The 18,708-nt window shown below is 70.2% G+C and carries 12 protein-coding genes, 2 tRNA genes and 1 pseudogene; 4 read left to right on the forward strand and 11 right to left on the reverse strand.

Translation table 11 applies throughout. The features are described 5' to 3' along the window. Positions 1 to 1,088 precede the first annotated feature (1,088 nt). The 7 genes and pseudogenes from ACQP2H_RS30755 to ACQP2H_RS30785 all read right to left on the reverse strand — a co-directional run bounded on the left by ACQP2H_RS30755 (position 1,089) and on the right by ACQP2H_RS30785 (position 8,304). The gene (locus tag ACQP2H_RS30755; RefSeq protein WP_433229678.1) at positions 1,089 to 2,486 is read right to left on the reverse strand and encodes an IS1380 family transposase; all 1,398 of its coding nucleotides are present in this window, start codon (positions 2,484 to 2,486) and stop codon (positions 1,089 to 1,091) included. 193 nt (positions 2,487 to 2,679) lie between these two features. Continuing rightward, complete coding sequence (locus tag ACQP2H_RS30760) at positions 2,680 to 5,151, reverse strand: tetratricopeptide repeat protein (RefSeq protein ID WP_433233745.1); 2,472 nt, start codon at positions 5,149 to 5,151, stop codon at positions 2,680 to 2,682. Between the two features lie 631 nt (positions 5,152 to 5,782). Further along, a complete protein-coding gene (locus tag ACQP2H_RS30765) occupies positions 5,783 to 6,499 on the reverse strand; it encodes a creatininase family protein (protein WP_433230099.1) in 717 nt (238 codons plus the stop codon). 2 nt (positions 6,500 to 6,501) lie between these two features. After that, positions 6,502 to 7,398 carry a hypothetical protein gene (locus ACQP2H_RS30770; protein ID WP_433233784.1) on the reverse strand — a complete coding sequence of 299 codons (897 nt, stop codon included), beginning with the start codon at positions 7,396 to 7,398 and terminating at the stop codon, positions 6,502 to 6,504. A 252-nt stretch (positions 7,399 to 7,650) separates the two neighbouring features. Further along, a pseudogene (locus ACQP2H_RS30775) lies at positions 7,651 to 7,809 on the reverse strand (helix-turn-helix domain-containing protein); the annotation flags it as partial. A gap of 296 nt (positions 7,810 to 8,105) precedes the next feature. After that, positions 8,106 to 8,178 (reverse strand) — tRNA-Arg (locus ACQP2H_RS30780). 35 nt (positions 8,179 to 8,213) lie between these two features. Beyond that, a tRNA-Ser gene (locus ACQP2H_RS30785) sits at positions 8,214 to 8,304 on the reverse strand. Positions 8,305 to 9,282: 978 nt separating this feature from the next. Here ACQP2H_RS30785 and ACQP2H_RS30790 point away from each other — a divergent pair. Next, positions 9,283 to 10,299, forward strand: a complete 1,017-nt coding sequence (locus ACQP2H_RS30790; RefSeq protein WP_219465236.1) for a hypothetical protein — start codon at positions 9,283 to 9,285, stop codon at positions 10,297 to 10,299. A 125-nt stretch (positions 10,300 to 10,424) separates the two neighbouring features. On the opposite strand, the gene ACQP2H_RS30795 is transcribed toward ACQP2H_RS30790, so the two are convergent. Further along, complete coding sequence (locus ACQP2H_RS30795; RefSeq protein ID WP_219465237.1) at positions 10,425 to 11,198, reverse strand: CPBP family intramembrane glutamic endopeptidase; 774 nt, start codon at positions 11,196 to 11,198, stop codon at positions 10,425 to 10,427. A gap of 144 nt (positions 11,199 to 11,342) precedes the next feature. Between ACQP2H_RS30795 and ACQP2H_RS30800 the strand changes: the two genes are divergently transcribed. Beyond that, positions 11,343 to 12,461, forward strand: a complete 1,119-nt coding sequence (locus ACQP2H_RS30800; protein ID WP_219465239.1) for a globin domain-containing protein — start codon at positions 11,343 to 11,345, stop codon at positions 12,459 to 12,461. 99 nt (positions 12,462 to 12,560) lie between these two features. Here the strand turns inward: ACQP2H_RS30800 and ACQP2H_RS30805 are convergent, their stop codons facing one another. Continuing rightward, on the reverse strand, positions 12,561 to 14,063 hold the full coding sequence (locus ACQP2H_RS30805; protein WP_357538207.1) for a peptide deformylase: 1,503 nt from the start codon (positions 14,061 to 14,063) through the stop codon (positions 12,561 to 12,563). A gap of 339 nt (positions 14,064 to 14,402) precedes the next feature. On the opposite strand from ACQP2H_RS30805, the gene ACQP2H_RS30810 reads away from it, so the two are divergent. Beyond that, positions 14,403 to 15,182 (forward strand): hypothetical protein, encoded by a 780-nt coding sequence (locus tag ACQP2H_RS30810; RefSeq protein WP_357538213.1) that lies wholly within the window; start codon positions 14,403 to 14,405, stop codon positions 15,180 to 15,182. A 15-nt stretch (positions 15,183 to 15,197) separates the two neighbouring features. Here the strand turns inward: ACQP2H_RS30810 and ACQP2H_RS30815 are convergent, their stop codons facing one another. Continuing rightward, complete coding sequence (locus ACQP2H_RS30815; protein WP_357538211.1) at positions 15,198 to 16,886, reverse strand: hypothetical protein; 1,689 nt, start codon at positions 16,884 to 16,886, stop codon at positions 15,198 to 15,200. Positions 16,887 to 17,304: 418 nt separating this feature from the next. Here ACQP2H_RS30815 and ACQP2H_RS30820 point away from each other — a divergent pair, with 418 nt between their 5' ends. Beyond that, positions 17,305 to 18,015: a class I SAM-dependent methyltransferase gene (locus ACQP2H_RS30820; RefSeq protein WP_357538205.1), complete on the forward strand. Its 711-nt coding sequence runs from the start codon at positions 17,305 to 17,307 to the stop codon at positions 18,013 to 18,015. Between the two features lie 51 nt (positions 18,016 to 18,066). Here the strand turns inward: ACQP2H_RS30820 and ACQP2H_RS30825 are convergent, their stop codons facing one another. Next, a complete protein-coding gene (locus ACQP2H_RS30825; RefSeq protein WP_219465243.1) occupies positions 18,067 to 18,600 on the reverse strand; it encodes a YbhB/YbcL family Raf kinase inhibitor-like protein in 534 nt (177 codons plus the stop codon). Positions 18,601 to 18,708 lie beyond the last annotated feature (108 nt).

Below are 18,708 nucleotides of genomic sequence, written 5' to 3' on the forward strand. Positions count from 1 at the left end.
TCCCGCCAGCCCCATCAATCCCCTCCAGGCAAATGAACAGCCCTTGCAGCCAAACGATCTCTTTCCTGGCAGACGCGTGATTCGAGCCCATGACCACCGCCCCCTCCTTTAGCGGCGCCCGACCCCAGGTCTCGACGCGCCCGTAGCGGCCTCACCTCGATGGGTACCGCCGGATCCGGAGTGCCTCCTGGCGCTACCTTTGGTCGGCCAGCAGCCCCACCACTCGATGCCAGAAACAAGTAGAAGCGTGTCGACACTCGTCGAACACCCTCGACACGAACCTTCGACACAGGGCCTCTGGCACCCCACCATCGGTGGGTGGGTGGTCGTAGAGGTCCAGGACCCGGCGCATCTTCGATGTGAAGTCGGGGTCGGTGCTGGCCTTCCACGTCTTGGTGGCTTGCCACGTCACCCCGCGTTCGTGCAGGACACGACGCACGGTCTCGACGCTGGCCGTCGTGACGTAACCAGCGGCGACGAGGTAGTCGCGCAGCTTGGTAGCGATCAGCAGGAGAACGGTTGGCCGAGGAAGCGGGGGTCGCACCGGGCGATGACGCAGATCCAGTCGCGGGTCTGCTCATCGATCCGTCTCGGTGCGCCCCCACTCCATTTTGGTCCAGGGCGTCGAACCCCCGATCGTTGAACGCGTGGATCACGTCGCGGACGTAGTCCTCACTGCTCTTGAGCAGGTGGGCGATGTCCGGACCGGCTGCCCCTGGGCGGACATCAGCACCACGACCGCCCGTCGCAGCTTCCCGGATCCTTCGCCGTCCGAGTGATCCGCTGCAACCGCTGACCCTCAGCTATCGACACCTGCCGGACGAACACCTCCGGCCGTCTACCCACCGGCCATCACCTCCCACCACGAGTGCTGGGGGACAGCCTGCCCGATCCATCCTCAGAACCAACGCATAACACGATCAACGTTCAAATACGAGGCATTAGCCTCGGTCTTTCACTTGAGCATGGATCAATAGCCGCCGCTCGATGAGTGCAGTTTGCGTGTTTGCTGATGTTCTGTTGGCATGCCAAGGTCCCGGCGCTGGGCCGGGTTCCTCCGTGGTGATGGTCGGGCGTGCGTCTCGAGGTCAGCCGGTGGGCCGGGGTAGTGCGGTGAGCTTGTTGAACGCGCTGGTCAGGGCGTCGGTCCAGGGCCAGTTGGCGGCGATGGCGAGGCGGGTCCGCCGGGCGGTGCGGGTGATCCGGGCGGCGACGTGCAGCAGCCGGTAACGCAGCTTCTTCGGTTCGGCGGTGGCCAGCTCGCCGTCCAGGAGCAGGTTCTGGGTCCAGGCGAGTAGGTCGATGCCGGTCAGAGCGAGGTGGAGCCAGGCCTGGTTGATGGCGAAGTGTCGCGACGGGAACCGGCCGAAGCCGGTGTTCTTGCCGGTGCGGATGCGGTCCTCGACGCGGGCGTGGGCCCGGTGCCGGGCCTCCAGGAACTGGATGCTGCCGCCGCCGGGTGGGGTGTCGGTGGCGACGACCTGGTGCCGCCAGCCTTCGATAGTGTCGAACAGGGTCAGTTGGGCGCCGGGGTGCGGGCGTTCCCGGCGGACCAGGAGCCGGGTGCCGGGCGGCCATCCGGTGGCCTCGAACAGGCCGGTGATCTCGCAGACCTCGGCATGGTCACGCAGGTCACCCTCGGTGTCGACGGCGGGAACCCAGCCGGTCGCGGCGCGGATCGCCGCCCGCACGCCTTCGGTGATCGCGGCGCCGACGGAGAATCGGATGTCCAGGTGCTGCTCGCGCAAGGCTCGGATGTAGGCGAGGAAGCCGTGGCTGGAACCAGCGGAGTCACTGCGCAGCAGGATGGGGGTGCCGTGCCGGGCCGCGTCGGGGATCTGGGCGAGGGCCTGGTCGAGCACGGTGATGTGGTCGGCGGTGGTGTTGGATCCGGCCCGACCTTCCCGTAGCAGGCCGGCGAGGGCTTCGCCGGTGTTGTCCAGGAAGCACAGCAGCGGGTGGTAGCCGAACGTCTTCTTCCAGGTGCGGGTCGCTGCTTCCTTCTCGGAGTGGCAGATCACGATGGTGGCGTCGATGTCCAGGACCAGGCCGTCGACCGGGCGGCCGGCCACCGTGGGCTGCGGCAGGTCGCCGCGGACCTCGGCGTGCTGGGCCCAGGCGACCTCGCGGGCTCGGGCCCGCGCAGCACGCAGGTGGGCCAGCATCGGCTCGTCCAGTCGGGACAACAGCCGCCACGCGGTCGGGTCGGAGGCCACTGGCCCGAACAGACCGGCCTCGTTACGCAGCACCGCGAGATCAGCGATAGCCTCACCGCCGTCGGCGAGCATCACCGCCAGATCGACCGCTACCCGGCCCGGATCGTGCCCGCCCCGCCGCTGCCGCAGCCCGGCCAGGGCCTCACCGAACGCGCTGGTCAGCCCAGTCGCATCGGCCAGGTCAGCGAGCAGCCGGGCACCGACGTGACCCACCACGCCCCGCCCACCCCCGGTCACCACGATCTTCGGACGTGTTGCGGTAGCCTTCACCCAGCAAGTGCCTTCCGTGACAGGAACATGGGACTCTCGACAAGCCCTATTTTCCCAGATCAGAAGGCACTTCTTCGTTCTCAGCCCAGTCCGTGGACAGCCCTTACTGAAGGGCCGAGGTTAGCCTGAAAGCTGCTCGAAGATAGTATGTCCGAACATTTTCAGGCCGCACTCTTTTGCTCCGAAACGTTACTCATGGCGTGCCCTGCTTCCTCCACTGAGCTTGTAGGACACGGGTGTTTAGAGTGTTCACGAAGTCGGGCCCGCACAGGCGTTCAAGGTCCGCGAGTAGTTCCAGGTCTGCCGGAGTGGCAGTCTCCTCACCCTTCGCCTCATGTTGCCACCGCAGGATAGCAAGATTGGTGCGAGTCATCAGAGTGTTCGGATGCTCGGGGCCGAGCACCCGCCGGGCGTCGGTGAGAAGCTCCTGATAGGCGGCAATGGCACCAGCGTGGTTCCCCATTTGGTCTAAGCATTCAGCTAGTCGGGAGCGGGTGGCTAGGACGCGTGGATGGTCAGGGTCGTACACGTGCAGGAGATCGGGGAGCAGCCCTTCGCAAGCGGTGGCGGCACCGGCAGCATCCCCCGCCTCACCACGCCAATAAGCCATGTTGAAACGGATGCCGAAGGTCTGCGGATGATCGGGGCCGGACACCCGCAGGACTTCGGGGAGTAGCTCTTCGAACTCGGCGGCTGCACCAGCCGCGTCCCCCGCCCCACCACGCCAGTGGGCTAGATGGCCACGAATGGACAGGGTTTGCGGATGGTCAGGGCCGAGCACTGCGGAGGAATCAGCATGCAGTTTCTCGTAGGCAGTGACGGCACCGGTCGCGTCTCCCGTCTCACCACGCCACCGCGCATGGTTGCTACCGGCCAGTAAGGTGTGCGGGTGGTGGGGACCCAGCACCCGTACAAGATTGGGGAGTAGCTCATCGTAAGCGGTGGCGGCACCGGCAGCATCCCCCGCCTCACCACGCCAAAAAGCCAGGTTGATGCGGGTTAACAGGGTTTGCGGATGGTCAGGGCCGAACACTGCGGAGGAATCAGCAAGCAGTTTCTCGCAGGCAGTCACGGCACCGGTCGCGTCTCCCGTCTCACCACGCCATCGAGCAAGGTTGTAGCGGGCATTCAGCGTGTCCGGGTGGTCGGGGCCGAGCACCCGCAGGATTTCGGGGAGTAAATTTTCGTATGCAGTCACGGCACCAGCCGCGTCCCCCGCATCGCCATACCAGTGGGCAACATAGTGTCGAGTGCGCAGTGTGTCCGGGTGATCGGGGCCGAGCACCCGTAGCTGGTCGGTGAGGAGCTCCTCGAAGGCGCGAACAGCGCGGGCGGCATCCCCCGCCTCGCCACGCAATCGGGCAGAGTTGCCGCGGATGATCAGCGTGTCGGAGTGGTCATGGCCGAGGTAGCGAATGGCGGTGGAGTGTAGGGCATCAAAGTAGGCAGCTGCGGTGGCGGCTTGCCCTGTCTTGCCGAGACTGACTCCATGGGATAATAGAACCGCGTAGGCGCCATGGGTCCACAGCAGTGAGCCGGTATGGGTATATAAGGCGGTTGTGTTGGCGCGCAGGGATTGGGCGTGCTCCCGGTCGCGTTCATACTGGGGCCAGATGGCGTCCAGGGCGTCGGCGGCGGTAATGGCCAGGGGGGCGATGTGGTCGGTGGGGATGGCTTCGCGGACCACACGCTGCAGGAGACCATGGACCCGGAAGTTTCCGGTGGCCGGGTCCGTGGTGGTGAGGCTAAGCCGGGCGAGGTTGTTCAAGGCGTCCATCACGTCGTCGTCCTCTACCGGCGAACCGATACGGGCACCCAGGTGGGACAGGACAGCCCGGGTGGTAAGTACTGCGGCGGGGATACCATTCGGGTCAAGCAGTGCGGCCAGTTCCAACACCGGCCGGGCCACTCCAGGCGGGGAGAAGGTATCGGCGCGGCCGATGGACAGCGACCATGTGGTTGCGACCGTGTAGGGGTAGTCGTCCGGCAAGGCTCGGGGTGCCAAGGCGGTTAACTCTCGGCGGCGATCGGCAAAACGACGGCGGTAGTCGCCGCAAGTCATGTTGGCGCGGTCGAGAATGTAGGTAGCGGCCTGCGCCAGCGCCAGCGGAAGATGACCGAGGTCATCGGCCAGTCCGGCGGCCTGCCCTAGCCGGCCCGGATCCGCGAGCTTCTCGGTCAGATAGTTCATGGATTCGGTCGGGGTAAATATCCCAAGGTTGATGATCTGCCGACCGGCGGCTAGGGCACTGTCGGTGTTGCGGGTGGTGACTACTGTCCGCCCCGACCTGCTTGGCGGTGGCCACAAGCCGCGCAGATCATTGGGGTCGGTCAGGTCGTCAAGGACGATCAGCCAGCGGCATGTGGTCGTGGCCAGCCAGGCCAGGAACCGGTCGGTTGCCTGGTCCGGGTTGGAATCATCGGCACCGGTGACATCGGCAGCCGCTTGCGTGTAGGCCGTGACCATCGCCGACCGAGACGTCGCGGACACCCATACCAGCAGATCCAGATCCCCCCGATTCCACAGCCGGCGTGCCAACCCGGCAGCGAGTTGTGTCTTGCCCACCCCGCCGAGCCCAGCCACCACCTGACACGGCACCGTGCCGCTGCCAGCCGCCGCATCAAGGGCATGATCGGCAAGGCGCTTCTGCTGGCAGTGCGCCATCACAGGCACCACGCCAACCTGATGAGGCCATACCACCGGAGTACGCCCGTGGACCGTCACCGGAGCATTGAATACTCCGACGGCACCAAAGTTGACCATGGCCGTGGCCCGAGAGCCAGCCTCTCCGGGAACGGACGGCCCTACACCGTTCCCGGAGAGGCTGGGGGGACCGGCGTCCCCTGGTGAAACGCCACCGGAGCATTGAACTGCCCCACCGCCCCATAGTTACTCGTCACCGTAAACACCCCGGACCGGGTCCCCGCCGGATCCGCCTGGGCGAGGAGCACTCGCGCAGCGGCGAGAATATCTTCGTCAACGTCCGCACCAGTGGCGTGCAGATCCTCACCGAGGCGCGCCTGCCACACCCCCGGCTCCATCTCCCGCCCCTCCAACGCCCTCACTGCCTGCTCACGACCAGACAGCCGCTTTACAAGCAGCGCCTTCAGGCCACCGTAAGCGTCTTGCATTGCACTACTGACCCCTGCCGTCGTTGCAGCCGCCAACGCCGCCACGATCAACTCCACACCAGTCACCCGCGCCGTTCCTCTCGTAGATGCCGCTACCGCTCTCGCACTACTCAACGCCGAACAAGCGGCGAACTCAAGAATGCTTCGATCGCCGTTGGGGTTCGTTAACGATCGGTACCGTCTCGGAGTACTGCGAGGCTGCTCGCGAATGAGCCGGTCAGGCTGTCCAGGACGGTTTTCCCCCTGCGTGCTGTGGCGAGGGACGGTTCGCCGATGACTCCGGTGTCGGTGTAGCCGCGCATGCCCAGAACGAGTAGGTCCGGACGCTCCGTACGGTGGTCTGCGGTCCGATAGCTGTCGCGTACGACCTCGGGGCACAGGTGCAGCAACACGGAGGTTTCGATCTCCCCGGCGTGCATGTCGTCGTGGCTGCTGCTGGCTAGTCCGGCCTCCTGGCGGGCGGTCTCCCAGTCCTCCCGTCTCGGGAACAACGCCATGCGGCGCCCTTCGACGTTGGCTTCCTGCACGACGTTGGCCAGGATGTAGTTCCCGCCATGGCCGTTGACCACGATCAGTCGTTCGACTCCCGACCCGCGCAACGATGCGGCGACGTCGGTGATGATACGGGCCAGGGTGGATGAGCGGATGCTCACCGAGCCGGGCCAGCCGGTGTGTTCCTGCGAGCAGCTGATGGTCACGGGCGGTAGGAGCATCAGATCGTAGGCGGTTGCTGCGGCCTTCGCTATGGCGCAGGCGACGATCGTGTCCGTCAGCAAGGGCAGGTGATCGCCGTGCTGCTCGAAACTGCCCACCGGCAGCACCGCGACATCCGCGTGGCGGTTGGCCTCGTCCGTGGTCGTGGCGGTGGTGATCAAGTCCATGATCACAGTCTGACCGTGGAAGCGACGAGGGAGAAGGCGCTGTTGAACGTGACCGCCTCGTCGGACGCCGTTTGTCCTGCGAGGCGGGCATGCAACTGATGCAGCGGGCGCATCGCGCGGGCGGAGTTCGTGGTGGCGGTCAGAGTGAGTGCGTGACTTCCCTCTGCGCTCGCCTCGGTCAGTCGGCCATCGGCGGCGTAGGCCAAGGCGAGCCAGGCACGTGTCAGCGCCTCGTCCTGACGGTAGTCGGCGGGCCACCCCTCCAGAATTTCCTTCAGCGTCCGCGCCGCCGGACCGACCATACCGAGGCGTAGCAGACAGTAACCCTCGTAGGCTCGAAGGTAGGCGAGGGTGCAGTGGTGGCCGATGGTGTCCGGGTCGTCCTCGCCGACCTCTGCCGCACGGTCGACGAGCCGGTGAGCGGCGTTGATCGCCGCCAGTGAGCGGGTCTGATCGCCTTGAAGTGCGTGTCCTTGGGCTTGGCGGATCAGACACAGCGCCCGGTCACGATCCGTGAGCGGCACGAGAGACTCGGCAGTGGCGGCGAGCGCTGCGGCTTGATCTCCATCGAGACGATCCGCAGCCTGCTGTGCCTGCCTCATCAACACGTAAGCGGCCATCCGCTTGTCCGCGGCCTTGTGCGCCAGTCCGAGAGCTCGATCGAGCCAGTGCGTCGCGGCCGTGGCGTTCCCGAGGTTGTCGGCGGCCCATGAACCGAACTCCGCCCACCTGGCCTCCACCGCCAAGAGGCGAGGCTCAACGTCTGCGGTCGCGTCGTGCCGGTACCGGCGGATGACAGACGACTCCCGACAGACAATCTCGTAGATCTGCCGAGGCCCGAACATGTTGTGGGAGACCGACAGGAGCCGGAGCATCTCGATCCAGTGCAGGGCCAACACCGGATCCACACCAGCCGGGGCAAGTCCTAAGCCGGGCGATGCGTCAGCACGTGACTCCTGGTCTGTGCCGGTCGGAGTCCTACCGGACGCTGGCACCTGGCCACGGGCGACCTCACCCCACCGTGCACGTTGCCCAGCCTCGGCCTTCTCCTCGTCATGACGCTGCTTGAGTCGCCGGTACTCGTCGTAGCCGGCAAGCAACTCACCACCGGCACGCAGCGCTTCATCACAACGCTGCCAGAACACCCGATCCGCCACCTGGCTGCCGCACTCGACCCCGGCAACGGTGCTCCGCGTGCTGTTCACCCGCGCCGCCACATCCGCCTGCGTCACACCCAACGCACGACGACGCTCCGCAAGCCTCCCACCGAGAGCCCGCTTCACCTCTCGAACCTGCCGCGGATCGATCACGACAACCCGACCCCCACGACGTACGCCGTCAGCACGAAAGACAATTGACGCAGAGCGAAGCCACCGTAACCGAACTCCACCCCACCAAGCGAGTCTTCACCGTTGCCCATTCACCCCACCGCACAGGCTCACCGACACGAACACGCCCTCGCACCCAACGGGACGCCACCAGACAGGGCCGGACGTGAGGGATGCTCGTCGCACGAGCACCCACCGAGCACCCAACCGACCACAAGGGACGGAAAAGCAGAGAGGCCTGACCGCCATTTCGGCAGGTCAGACCCCTCATGATCTTGTGCGCCCGAAGGGACTCGAACCCCTAACCTTCTGATCCGTAGTCAGATGCTCTATCCATTGAGCTACGGGCGCCCGGTGCTCGACCAGTCTACACAACCGGTTTTGCGCGGAGACTCCGGGATTCGAACCCGGGAGGGGCTTTAAGACCCCAACCGCATTAGCAGTGCGGCGCCATAGACCAGACTAGGCGAAGTCTCCTCGGTGACCCTGCGGACCACCGCGGACGAGGATACAGGTCCGCCCCCACCCGGGGCAAAGCGACTATCCCGACCGACTGCAAGCCCTGCTGGGGATCGTGCCGGAGGGTCAGCCCGGAGGTGGCTGCGGGGCGGCGGCCGCCCTCCCACGACACCGCCCCGCACGCGTATTCCCGCGTGTGCCAGGTCACGTTCGCGGCTACGCTCCTGTCCCATGCAGGAGCAGCCGCCGAGCGACCCGCCCCGTCGCCCCGCCAGCGACCGGGCGCGTCGCCGCTCGCCGGAGGCGACCTTCACGCCGCCGCCCGTACCGCCCCGGCAGCAACAACCTTCCGATGACGAGGCGACGCCCCGGCCGAAGCGGAGTCGCCCCACGAAGGCGGCACCGGCCGTGCTGTTCCAACCCCCCGCCGACGGGTCGCCCGTACCATCGCCGCCGCCTGCCGCCCGACCACGCCGCGCGGCCGACGGTCCGCCGGCAGACGAGCCGACCAGCACGGCGGGCGGTCCGCCGGCAGAGGAGCCGACCAGCACGGCGGGCGGTCCGCCGACCGCACCCGCGCAGCGCGGAGGGGACGAGAGGTCGGTACGCGACGCCGCCCCCGCCGCGGGCAGCGCGCCGGCACCCGCCGCGATCCCCGGGTCGCCTGCCGCGCGACGCACCGCCCGCAGCCGGGCGGCGGGGGCGGCCGCCGGCAGCACCACCTCCCCACCCCGGCGAGAACTACGGCCCGACCCGGCCGAGGGGCCCACCACAGTCCCCGGCACCCCCGATCCACCGCCGGAGACCGCTGTCTCGCCGGAGACGCCGGAGACGCGTGTCTCGGCGGAGACGCCGGAGTCAGCTGTCTCGGCGGAGACGAGCACGCCGACAGAAACAGCCGCTCCACAGGCACCGGTTCCGCCACCGAAAACGGCCAGACCGGCACAGAAGTCCACGGCTTCGCAAGCGGCCACACCGACGACGACCACGCCGGTGGTGCCGGGCACGCCGCCACGGAAGCGGGCCCCCCGGAAGGCGGCCCCGGCGGAGGAAGCCGGCCCGACCACCCGCCGGGCTGCGCCCCGCAAGCGGGCGACCTCACCGAAGAAACCGGCACCGCCGGAACCCGCCCCGGCGGCGACCACCAACCCCACCGGGGAACCCGACCCGACCATCGGGCAGCACCCGGTAGCAGGGCCCGACCTGGCGGGCGGGCAGCGTCCGCCCGCCGGATCGGAACTCGGCACCGCGCCGACCGCCCCCGGGCCGGCCACCGCCGACCTGGCGGAGCACGGCCCACGAGCCGTGCCCCCACAGCCCGACGCCACCGACGCACCTGCCGAGGCGGCAGCGGACCCGGACGGCGTGCCATCGGAGCGGGTCGAGCTGGCGGTGCTCCGGGCCCGGCTGCTGGCCCACCCGGGATTCGCCCCGGAGCTGCTGGCCCTGGCGGCGGTCGAGGGGATCGGGCCGCGCGCGCAGACGTGGGCGCGCGGGCTGCGGGAGGCGTACCCGGATGCCGGTCCGGACGGGCTGGCCCGGCTGGCCACCCGGCGGTTCGTCAGGTGGGCCGGGGTGGGTGGGGCGACGGCGGCGGTGGCCGGGCTGTTCGCGCCGGTGGCGGAGCTGACGGCGGTGCTCTGGACGCAGTCCGCGCTGGTGCTGCACGTGGCGGCGGCCTACGGGCGGGACCCGCTCCACCCGGACCGGGCGGTGGAGTTGCTGGTGCTGACCCAGGTGCACCCGGACGCGGACAGCGCCCGTGCCGCATTGGACTCGGCGCGGGCGGCGGACGGGCCCGGTGACGGGCCATGGCCGCGTGCGGCGGAGGCGGCCTGGCGGTTGGCGGCTCCGCTGGCCGCGCAGGCCGGGGGCTGGGCTGCGCTCCGGCTGGCGGCCCGGCTGCTGCCGGGGGCGGCGGTACTGGCGACGGCGGCGGGTGACGCGGCGGCAACCGAACGGCTCGCTGCCCGGGCGGTGGCCTCCTACCGGCCGGCCCGGGTCGGCCGGTAGGGCCGGCCCCCACCGAACCCGCTCACCGTCGGCGGCCTCCGCGGCACTTCAGTGACCACCGCCGGAACATCGACAGCGGAGCGGCGCGGCGACAGGAGGGCGGCGCGGGCAGTGGGTGGCGGCGGTCAGAGCCAGTCGAACCAGTCCTTGGGCAGCAGCGAGTAGCCGACGAAGGCGACCACGTCCAGCAGGGTGTGCGCCACGATCAGCGGCATCACCCGCCGGGTGCGCAGGTAGAACAGGCTGAACACGACGCCCATCACGGCGTTGCCGACGAACGCGCCGAAGCCCTGGTAGAGGTGGTAGGAGCCGCGCAGCAGCGCGCTGGTCGCGATGACCGCGCCGATCCGCCACTGGAGCTGGCGTAGCCGGGTGACCAGGTAGCCGACCACGATCACCTCCTCCAGCACGGCGTTCTGCACGGCGGCGAGGACCAGCACCGGCACCGCCCACCACAGCGGCGGCAGGCCGGCGGGGACCAGGGTGGCGTTGATGCCGAGCTGCGCCGCCACCCAGAACAGGGCCAGGCCGGGCAGGCCGATCAGCGCGGCCAGCCCGGCGCCCCGGGCCAGGTCGGACCCGGGCCGTCGCAGGTCCACGCCGAGGGTCCGCGCCGGGTCGCCGGGGTCCCGTGCCAGCAGGTGTACGGCGAGCAGCACCGGCAGCAGCGCGAAGACGATGCCGAGCAACTGGTACGTCAGGTCGAGCCAGGGCCGGGCGGACTGCGAGGTGTTGAGCGAGGCGGTCTGTTTCGACAGCGGCCCGTCGGCGGTCAGCTTCGCGGTCAGCGACACCACGGCGTAGACGGCCGACTGCCCGAGCGACAGGCCGAGCACCAGCAGGGTCTCGGTGCCGAGGACCCGCCGGGTCACGGGGCGGGTGGGCTGCTCATCGGTCACCGCACCACTCTGCCCGACGGGGTGGCCCGATTGCACCGGCCGGTGCCCCGGACGAGCCGATCGCACAGTCTGTGCGACCGCTATATACGCTCCGTGGACATTCTATCGGGGCCCGATCCGCCGTCAGGAGGAGGACCGCCCCCCGTGGACAACTTCGCTCGGCTGTTGAAGGAGAGTTGGACCCTGGTCGAGGAGGACCGGAACCGGCTGAGCGGTCGTTTCTACGCCCGGCTGTTCCTGCTCGATCCGGAGCTGCGCCGGCTGTTCCCGGCGGAGATGACCGGCCAGGGTGACCGGATCCTGGACGCCATCGTCACCGCGACCCAGGTGATGGACGATCCGGAGAGCTTCGACGAGTACCTGCGCTCGCTGGGCCGGGACCACCGCAAGTACCACGTCGACGCCGCGCACTACGCGACGATGGGGGTGGCGCTGCTCGACGCGTTGCGTACCACTGCCGGTGACGGTTGGAGCCTGGAGTACGACCAGGCGTGGCGGGACGCGTACGCGGCCATCACGGCGACCATGCTGGCCGGGGCGGAGTCGGACGAGAATCCGCCGTTCTGGCACGCGGAGGTCCTCACCCACGAGCGGTACGGCACCGACACCGCCGTGTTGACCGTCCGCGCCCTCCAGCACCCGCTGGTCTGGCGGGCCGGCCAGTACGTCAGTGTCGAGGTGCCCCGGCACCTGCCCCGGGTGTGGCGGACGTACTCGGTGGCGAACGCCCCGAACGATGACAACGTGCTGGAGTTCCACGTCCGTACGCCGGCCGGCGCGGGCTGGGTGTCCGGGGCGTTGGTGCGCCGGACCAAGCCGGGTGACCTGCTGCGGGTGGCCGCTCCGATGGGGTCGATGACGGTGGACCGGGATTCCGGGCGGGACATCCTCTGCGTGGCCGGCGGGGTCGGCCTGGCGCCGGTGAAGGCGATGGTGGAGGAGTTGGCCGGCTGGAACCGGGCCCGCTGGGTGCACGTGTTCTACGGTGCCCGGCACGCCGACGAGTTGTACGGCCTGGCCGGCCTGGAGGAGCTGGTCGCCGCGCATCCCTGGTTGTCGGTGACCCCGTCGTGCAGTGACGACCCGGGCTTCGACGGCGAGCGTGGGGACGTCCCCGAGGTGGTGGCCCGGTACGGCCCGTGGACGTCGCACGACTGTTACGTCTCCGGCTCAGCCGCGATGGTCCGGGCGACGTTGCGGGCGCTCGCCGAGGACGACGTCCCGCCGCAGCACATCCGGTACGACACGTTCGGCAACCTGTAGAGCTTTACTCCCCCCGAACCGGGGCGCGTGCCCCCGCCCCCTGGGGCACGCGCCCCGGTCCCCTCCGTGCCCACCCGGATCAGCGTCCGGGGCAGGGGTTCAGGCGTTGCTGTCGCGGTACTCCTCGACGGGGACCAGCGGCACGCCGGGTGCCATCCGGTCGGTCCAGGCCCGCCCGTCGAGGTGGTCGATCTCGTGGGCGACCAACCGGGCCATCCCGTACGCGAACGAGGTGATCATCCGGCTGCCGTCCCAGCGGGCGTGTTCCACGTCGATGCGCAGTGGGCGGGGCACCAGGCCGCGGTGGTCGGCGGTGGCGAGGCAGCCCTCGTACTGTTCGACGGTTTCCGGGCTCTCGGCGACCAGCCGGGGGTTCACCAGGACGACCGGCGGGGCGGTCCGGTCGGGGGGGCGCACGACGGCGACGGCGACGTCCAGGCCGAGCTGCGGTGCGGCGAGGCCCATCCCGGCGCTGAACGTGTGCACCTCGTCTGCCTGGGCCAGCAGGTCGGTGAGCCGGCCGGCCACTTCGCGGGCGGCGGCGGCTTCCCGGGGCAGGTCGAAGGGGCGGGCCGGCCGGCCGGACGCGGTGGCGTCGGGGGGCAGCACGCCGAGGGCGCGCAGCCGGTCGGCGGGGCGGGCCGGCACCTGCGGCGTCGTCTCCGCCGGCTCCTGGCGGAACCGCCACTGGAGGCGGAAGCGGGTGTTGAGCGGCGGGTCGTCGGTGGACCAGTCGAAGACCACCCGGTCGCCCCGGTCGTGTCGGCGGACCGGGGTGCGCAGTGGCCCCTCGTCGGCGGAGAGCGAGGTCTCGACCCCCCAGACCCGGGGGTCGAGGGCCGCCGGGAGGTCGAGCCGCACGGCCAGGTGCCGGGTGGGCAGGCGGACGGCCCGTTGGAACCAGGGGCCCCACTTGACCCGGCCGACCCGGTAGGCGTACTCGACCTCGGCGCGATCGCCGGGGTGCAGCGGGAACGGCCCGTCGGCGTTCTCGAACAGCAGCCAGATCTCCTTGTACGCGTCCCGGTCGTGGCGGACCCGCCAGTGCATCGGTTCGCGGCCGCCGTCGTCGTGGTGGATGGCCCGGAAGCGCAGCTCGGCGAAGGTGAGCGGGTGTTCCCGGTGGTGCCGGTTGGAGCGCCCCGGATCGTCGGGCCACCGGTCGACGGCGACCCGGACGAGGTAGCGGGTGACCGGTTCGGTGCCGGCGTTGTGCAGTCGACGACGGATCACGCACCGGTAGGTGCCGTCGACCAGGGTGAGGGTGGCGGTCTCCTGTTCGACGACGAGCCCGGTGCCCGGCGGGAGCCACCGCCCGGGGGGTGTCGGTTCACGTTGCCCGGGAACGGCACGGGCCTGGCGGAGCTGGTCGTACTCGCGGAAGCACTGCCAGATGACGCCGCCGGCGTCGAGGACGGCTTCGGCGCGGCGGGCGAAGTCTTCGGTGGGCCGGTGCCGACGCCCCTCGACGTGACTCACGTACGACGGGTCGAAACCCATCAACGTGGCGAGCTGTTTCTTGGTCAGCCCTCGCCCCGTCCGGTGCCGGGCGAGTTCCGCCGCGAACGAATCGGCGGCCCGCTCCAGGGGAGAGGTCGTCATCAGCTTCCTCACGCAAAGCAGCCGGGACGACAAGTCTTCACGTTTTCTCCGTTTCCCCGTACCGAACTGGCACGTTGTCGACATATGCCTTGACACCGCCGGCGTTTTCCGCGCCTTCGGTCGGGTAGTAGCCGAACCGGGCTGATCCGTGCCGACCGGACGGCCATGGTGATCCCGACCTCCCGATCCGCTGCCGGAGAGGCTTCCCTCAGGACCCCAAGCATGGTTAGGCTAGCCTTAGCTTCACGGGCGACCCCTCCGGCACCGGAGTGGCCGACGAGACCTCCGCCACCCACGGCGGACGAGCGGTGACGGGAGGGGGTCGGGATGACGGCGGTGATGCCGGGCCAGGATCTCGCCGGCCGGCTCGCCCCGGTCACCACCACCCTGCGGGCCATGTTCGGCACCGACGCGCTGCCCGGCCTCGCGCCGGGTCTGGTGGTGGCGGACGAGTTCGGCTGGAGCCCCGCCACCACCCTCGTCGACGGCACCCGGATGCCCGAGTTCCTGCGCGCCGCCGCCCGCCGCTGGGGTGGCACCCCGCACGCCTGCGCCGCGCTGGCCTGGAAGTCCTACAGCTACTGGACGGCGCTGCCGGTGGTGCTCGGGTGGGCCTCGGCCCGCCGGGTGCCGCTGCTCGACCCGGCCGACGTGCTGATCCACTTCGAGGACCACCGGCAGCTGCTCACGATGGGCCTGCGCCGCTCGACGACCGTCGCGGTGCTGCCCGGTGACCCGCTCGCCCTCACCGGCCAGCCCGGGGTCCGGGTCGCCGCCGACGAGGCCGAGCTGCTCGGCCTCCTGCGCGCCTCACTGCTCGACGCCCATCTCGCCCCGATGGTCACCGCGATCCAGGCGGAGGTGCGGGTGGGCGCGCGTACCCTGCTCGGCTCGGTGGCCTCGGGCATCGCGCACGGCATCCTGCGGGCGGCGGACGCCCTGCCCGGCCCGTCGGTGCGCACCATCGACACCCTGCTCGACACCCTCGGCATGGCCGACCTGGTCGAGCTGGTGCCCGGCCGGGGCGGCGAGCCGACCGTGCAGCGGCGCACCTGCTGTCTCGCCTTCACCCTGCCCAGCCCCAAGGTCTGCCAGGGCTGCTGCGTCCGCGCGGCCTGACCGGCCCGCCCCCGCTCAGCCCGTGAGCGGCCGGACGTCCCAACGCCACACCCCACCGGTCCAGACGGGGGTGATGCCGGTCACCGCGGTCATCGCCCGGCGCAGCGCGTCGGCGTGCGGGTGCGGGCCGAGGATCACCACGCCGGCCCGCCAGTAGCGCAGGTCGGTCACGGCGGCCCGTCGGTCGGCGGCGGTGACCGGTGGGATGGTGCCGGTGCGCGCGATCCCGCCGAAGAAGTTGCTGGTCCGCCGGTACGGCGCGGTGAACAGGGCGGCGTCCGGCTCGGGCGACCACGGCCGGGTGTCGGGGGCCAGGAAGTAGCCCCGGGCCAGCGGCATCTCCAGCCGGGTCCGGGACGACCACCGCAGCGGGTCGGCGTAGGTGTTGTCGGGCAGCGGCAGGGTCACCACGCTGCGGCCCCCGGTGACGTAGGGGCGCCACCCGCCGGAGGTGACGAACGCCGGCACCGGGTCGAGGCGGGTCGCCGGCAGCGGGGTCGGCAGCAGCGGCAGCAGGGCCATCAGCAGGACGGTCGCCGTGACGAAGCGGATCTGTCGCCTGGCGGTCGGGTGCCGGTGGGCGAGATCCCGGGCCCGCTGCACGCCGAGGGCCAGCAGCACGCCGATGACCGGGGTGATCGCCAGCGACCACCGGGTGGGCACCACGGAGTGCAGCAGGGGCAACTCCTCCAGCAGCGCCCAGGGGGCGGGGACGCCGGTGTTACGCCCGTTGAGCTGCACCTCCCGGCCCAGCGACAGGACGGCGAAGAGCAGCCCGAGCGCGGCCAGGCCGAGCACCAGGGCGTTGCGCCGCAGCCACCAGACCAGGGCGACCGTGAGGACGACCAACGGCCAGCCGAAGAACGCGTTCTCCTCGGTGGGGTTGCGCGCCAGCGGGTCGGCGGACCGGGCGTCACCGGCCAGGGACTCCCGCGACCAGCCGACGAACGCCCCCAGGTCGGTGCGGTAGCCCCGGATCAGCCGGGACAACCCGTGGTAGGAACCCGGCCCGAAGAGCTGCACGTACAGCGGGTAGGCGAGCAGCACGGCGGACAGCAGCGCGGCCACGCCCAGCCCGGCGAGGAACGGTCGGGCCGCCGTACGCAGCTGCGGCCGGCCGATGACCAGGGCGCCGGTGACCGCGGCCAGGGCGATCGCCGTCATCAGCAGGATCTCCAGGTTGAGGAAGGCCTGCCAGACGATCAGCAGGCCCAGCAGGAGCCCGTTGCGCAGCCACCGGCCCGGCTCGGTCAGTCGCAGGGTGCGCCAGATGATCAGCGGTACGACGAACTGGGAGACGATGTTCGGGTGGGCGTTGGCGTGCGACACCATCGCCGGGGCGTACGCGCAGAAGGCTGCGCCGAGCCAGGCCGGCCCCCGGGACCGGGTCACCACCCGGGACAGGAAGAAGTACCAGGCGGTGCCGGTGGCCGCCATTCCGAGGGTGAGGAAAAGAAGAAAGGACCAGTGCGGCCCGAAGAGCATGGTGACCGGGGTCATTGGTATTGAGATGGATAATACGGAGGTATTCGCCATCAGATTCACGCCGTCGGGCACGTTCATCCGGTCCGAACCGAACGGATAACTCCATTCCGTGACGACCCGAGCGCCGTGCGCCATCATCCACTCGAACTGCGCCTGGTCCGACCGGTTGTCCCGCACCCCGGCCCCGGGGTCGCGCCACAACCGGGCCGTGACCCACATCGCCAGCGCGAGATAGCTGGCCACGGCGAGCGCGTCCCACCGCCACCCCGCCCTCGCCGGACCCCCCGCCGCCGGGGCAGGTGGGCGACGCGGGCGGCCCGTCGGGAACACCCGCCGCCACCTCCGCCGGACGACACGCCGGGTCGGCACCGGCTCGGCGTCCCCGACGCCGGACCGGCCGGCGACAGGCTCCGATTCAGAAGTAGTCATGACAATTCACAGCGTAGTTGGCCTATGGCGGGCACGTGACATGTTTCGGGTACTGCCGTACTATGTGCCGGGTTCGCCGACCGCCGATCACGTGCCCTCCCCCGACCACAATTCGGCCTTCACAGTGCCCCGTTTCCTCCGCCCCTCGCGCGGATGATTCACTCTGTCGGTCCAGGCGCGGGTCAGTCATATCGTGAGGAATCGACGCATGGTAGAAATCACTGGGGATCAGCGCGTCCAGTCAGAGGTCCTGGAGGGCCTCGCCACCGCGGTCAACCACCGCCGGTGGTTCGTCGAACTGGCGGTGCCCCACCTCGGTGACGACCCGATCGAGATCGGCAGCGGCCTGGGCGACTACGCCCTGGAGTGGGCGCGGCACGTCCCCCGCTTCACCGCCACCGAGGCCGATCCGGACCGGCTGATCCTGCTCAAGGAGCGGCTGGTCGACGAGCCGACGATCGAGGTCCGCGAGATGCTGCTGCCGCACCCGGGCGGCGGCGACTACAGCGCGGCCGTGTCGTACAACGTGCTGGAGCACATCGAGGACCACGTGGGTGCGCTGCGCAGCATGCGCGACCTGGTCCGGCCCGGCGGCGCGGTGATCATCATCGTGCCGGCGTTCCAGTTCGCGATGGGCCCCGCCGACATCGCCACCGGCCACGTGCGCCGCTACACCAAGAAGACCCTCGGCGACGCGATGACCGCGGCCGGGCTGCGGGTCGAGACGATGCACTACGCCAACGCCCTCGGCCTGATCGGCTACTTCATGGCCACCAAGGTCTTCCGGCTGATGCCGAAGGAGGGCCCGATGGTCAAGGTGTACGACACCCTCGTGCTGCCCGCCACCAAGGCCGTCGAGCAGCTCGTCCGGCCGCCGTTCGGCCAGTCCGTCTTCGCCGTCGCCCGGGTACCCGGCTGACCGTGCCGCCCGCCCGCCGGCCCCGCCCACGCGGGACCGGCGGGGCACCGCTCACTCCTTGATCTGGTACGTCGGCCGGATGACCGCCCGCGCCAGGGTGTGGAACGCCAGGTTGAAGCCGACGTACGCGGGGCTGGCGTCCGGCCCCACGCCGAGCGTGTCGACGTCGACCGCGTGCACGGCGAAGACGTACCGGTGCGGACGGTCACCCGGCGGTGGGGCCGCGCCGCCGTAGCCGGTGTCGCCGTAGTCGTTGCGGACGCTGAACGCCCCACCCAGGTCGGCCTCCTGCACGCCGGTCGGCAGGCTGGTCGTCGAGGCGGGCACGTCGACCAGCACCCAGTGCCAGAAACCGCTGCCGGTCGGGGCGTCCGGGTCGAAGCAGGTCACCACGAAGCTCTTCGTCCCGGCGGGGAAGCCCGACCAGGCCAGGTGCGGGGAGACGTTCTCGCCACCGGTGCTGCCGTGCGCGTACCGGGCGTCCATCGGCTCGCCGTTGTGCACGTCGTCACTGGTCAGGTCGAACGACGACACGGTCGGCAGCAGCTCGTACGGGTCCGGGGCGATCGGTCGTTCCAGGGTCATCGGGAAGGTCCTTCCGGTGTGCGCGTTTTCCTCTGCCCCTTCTTACCCCGTCCGCCCCTCCTACCCCGCCGGGCCGGGACGACGAACCGGAAGCACCGCGCACCGTCG

The sequence above is a fragment of the Micromonospora sp. CA-248260 genome, from assembly GCF_050942205.1.
Lineage (GTDB): Bacteria > Actinomycetota > Actinomycetes > Mycobacteriales > Micromonosporaceae > Micromonospora > Micromonospora antibiotica.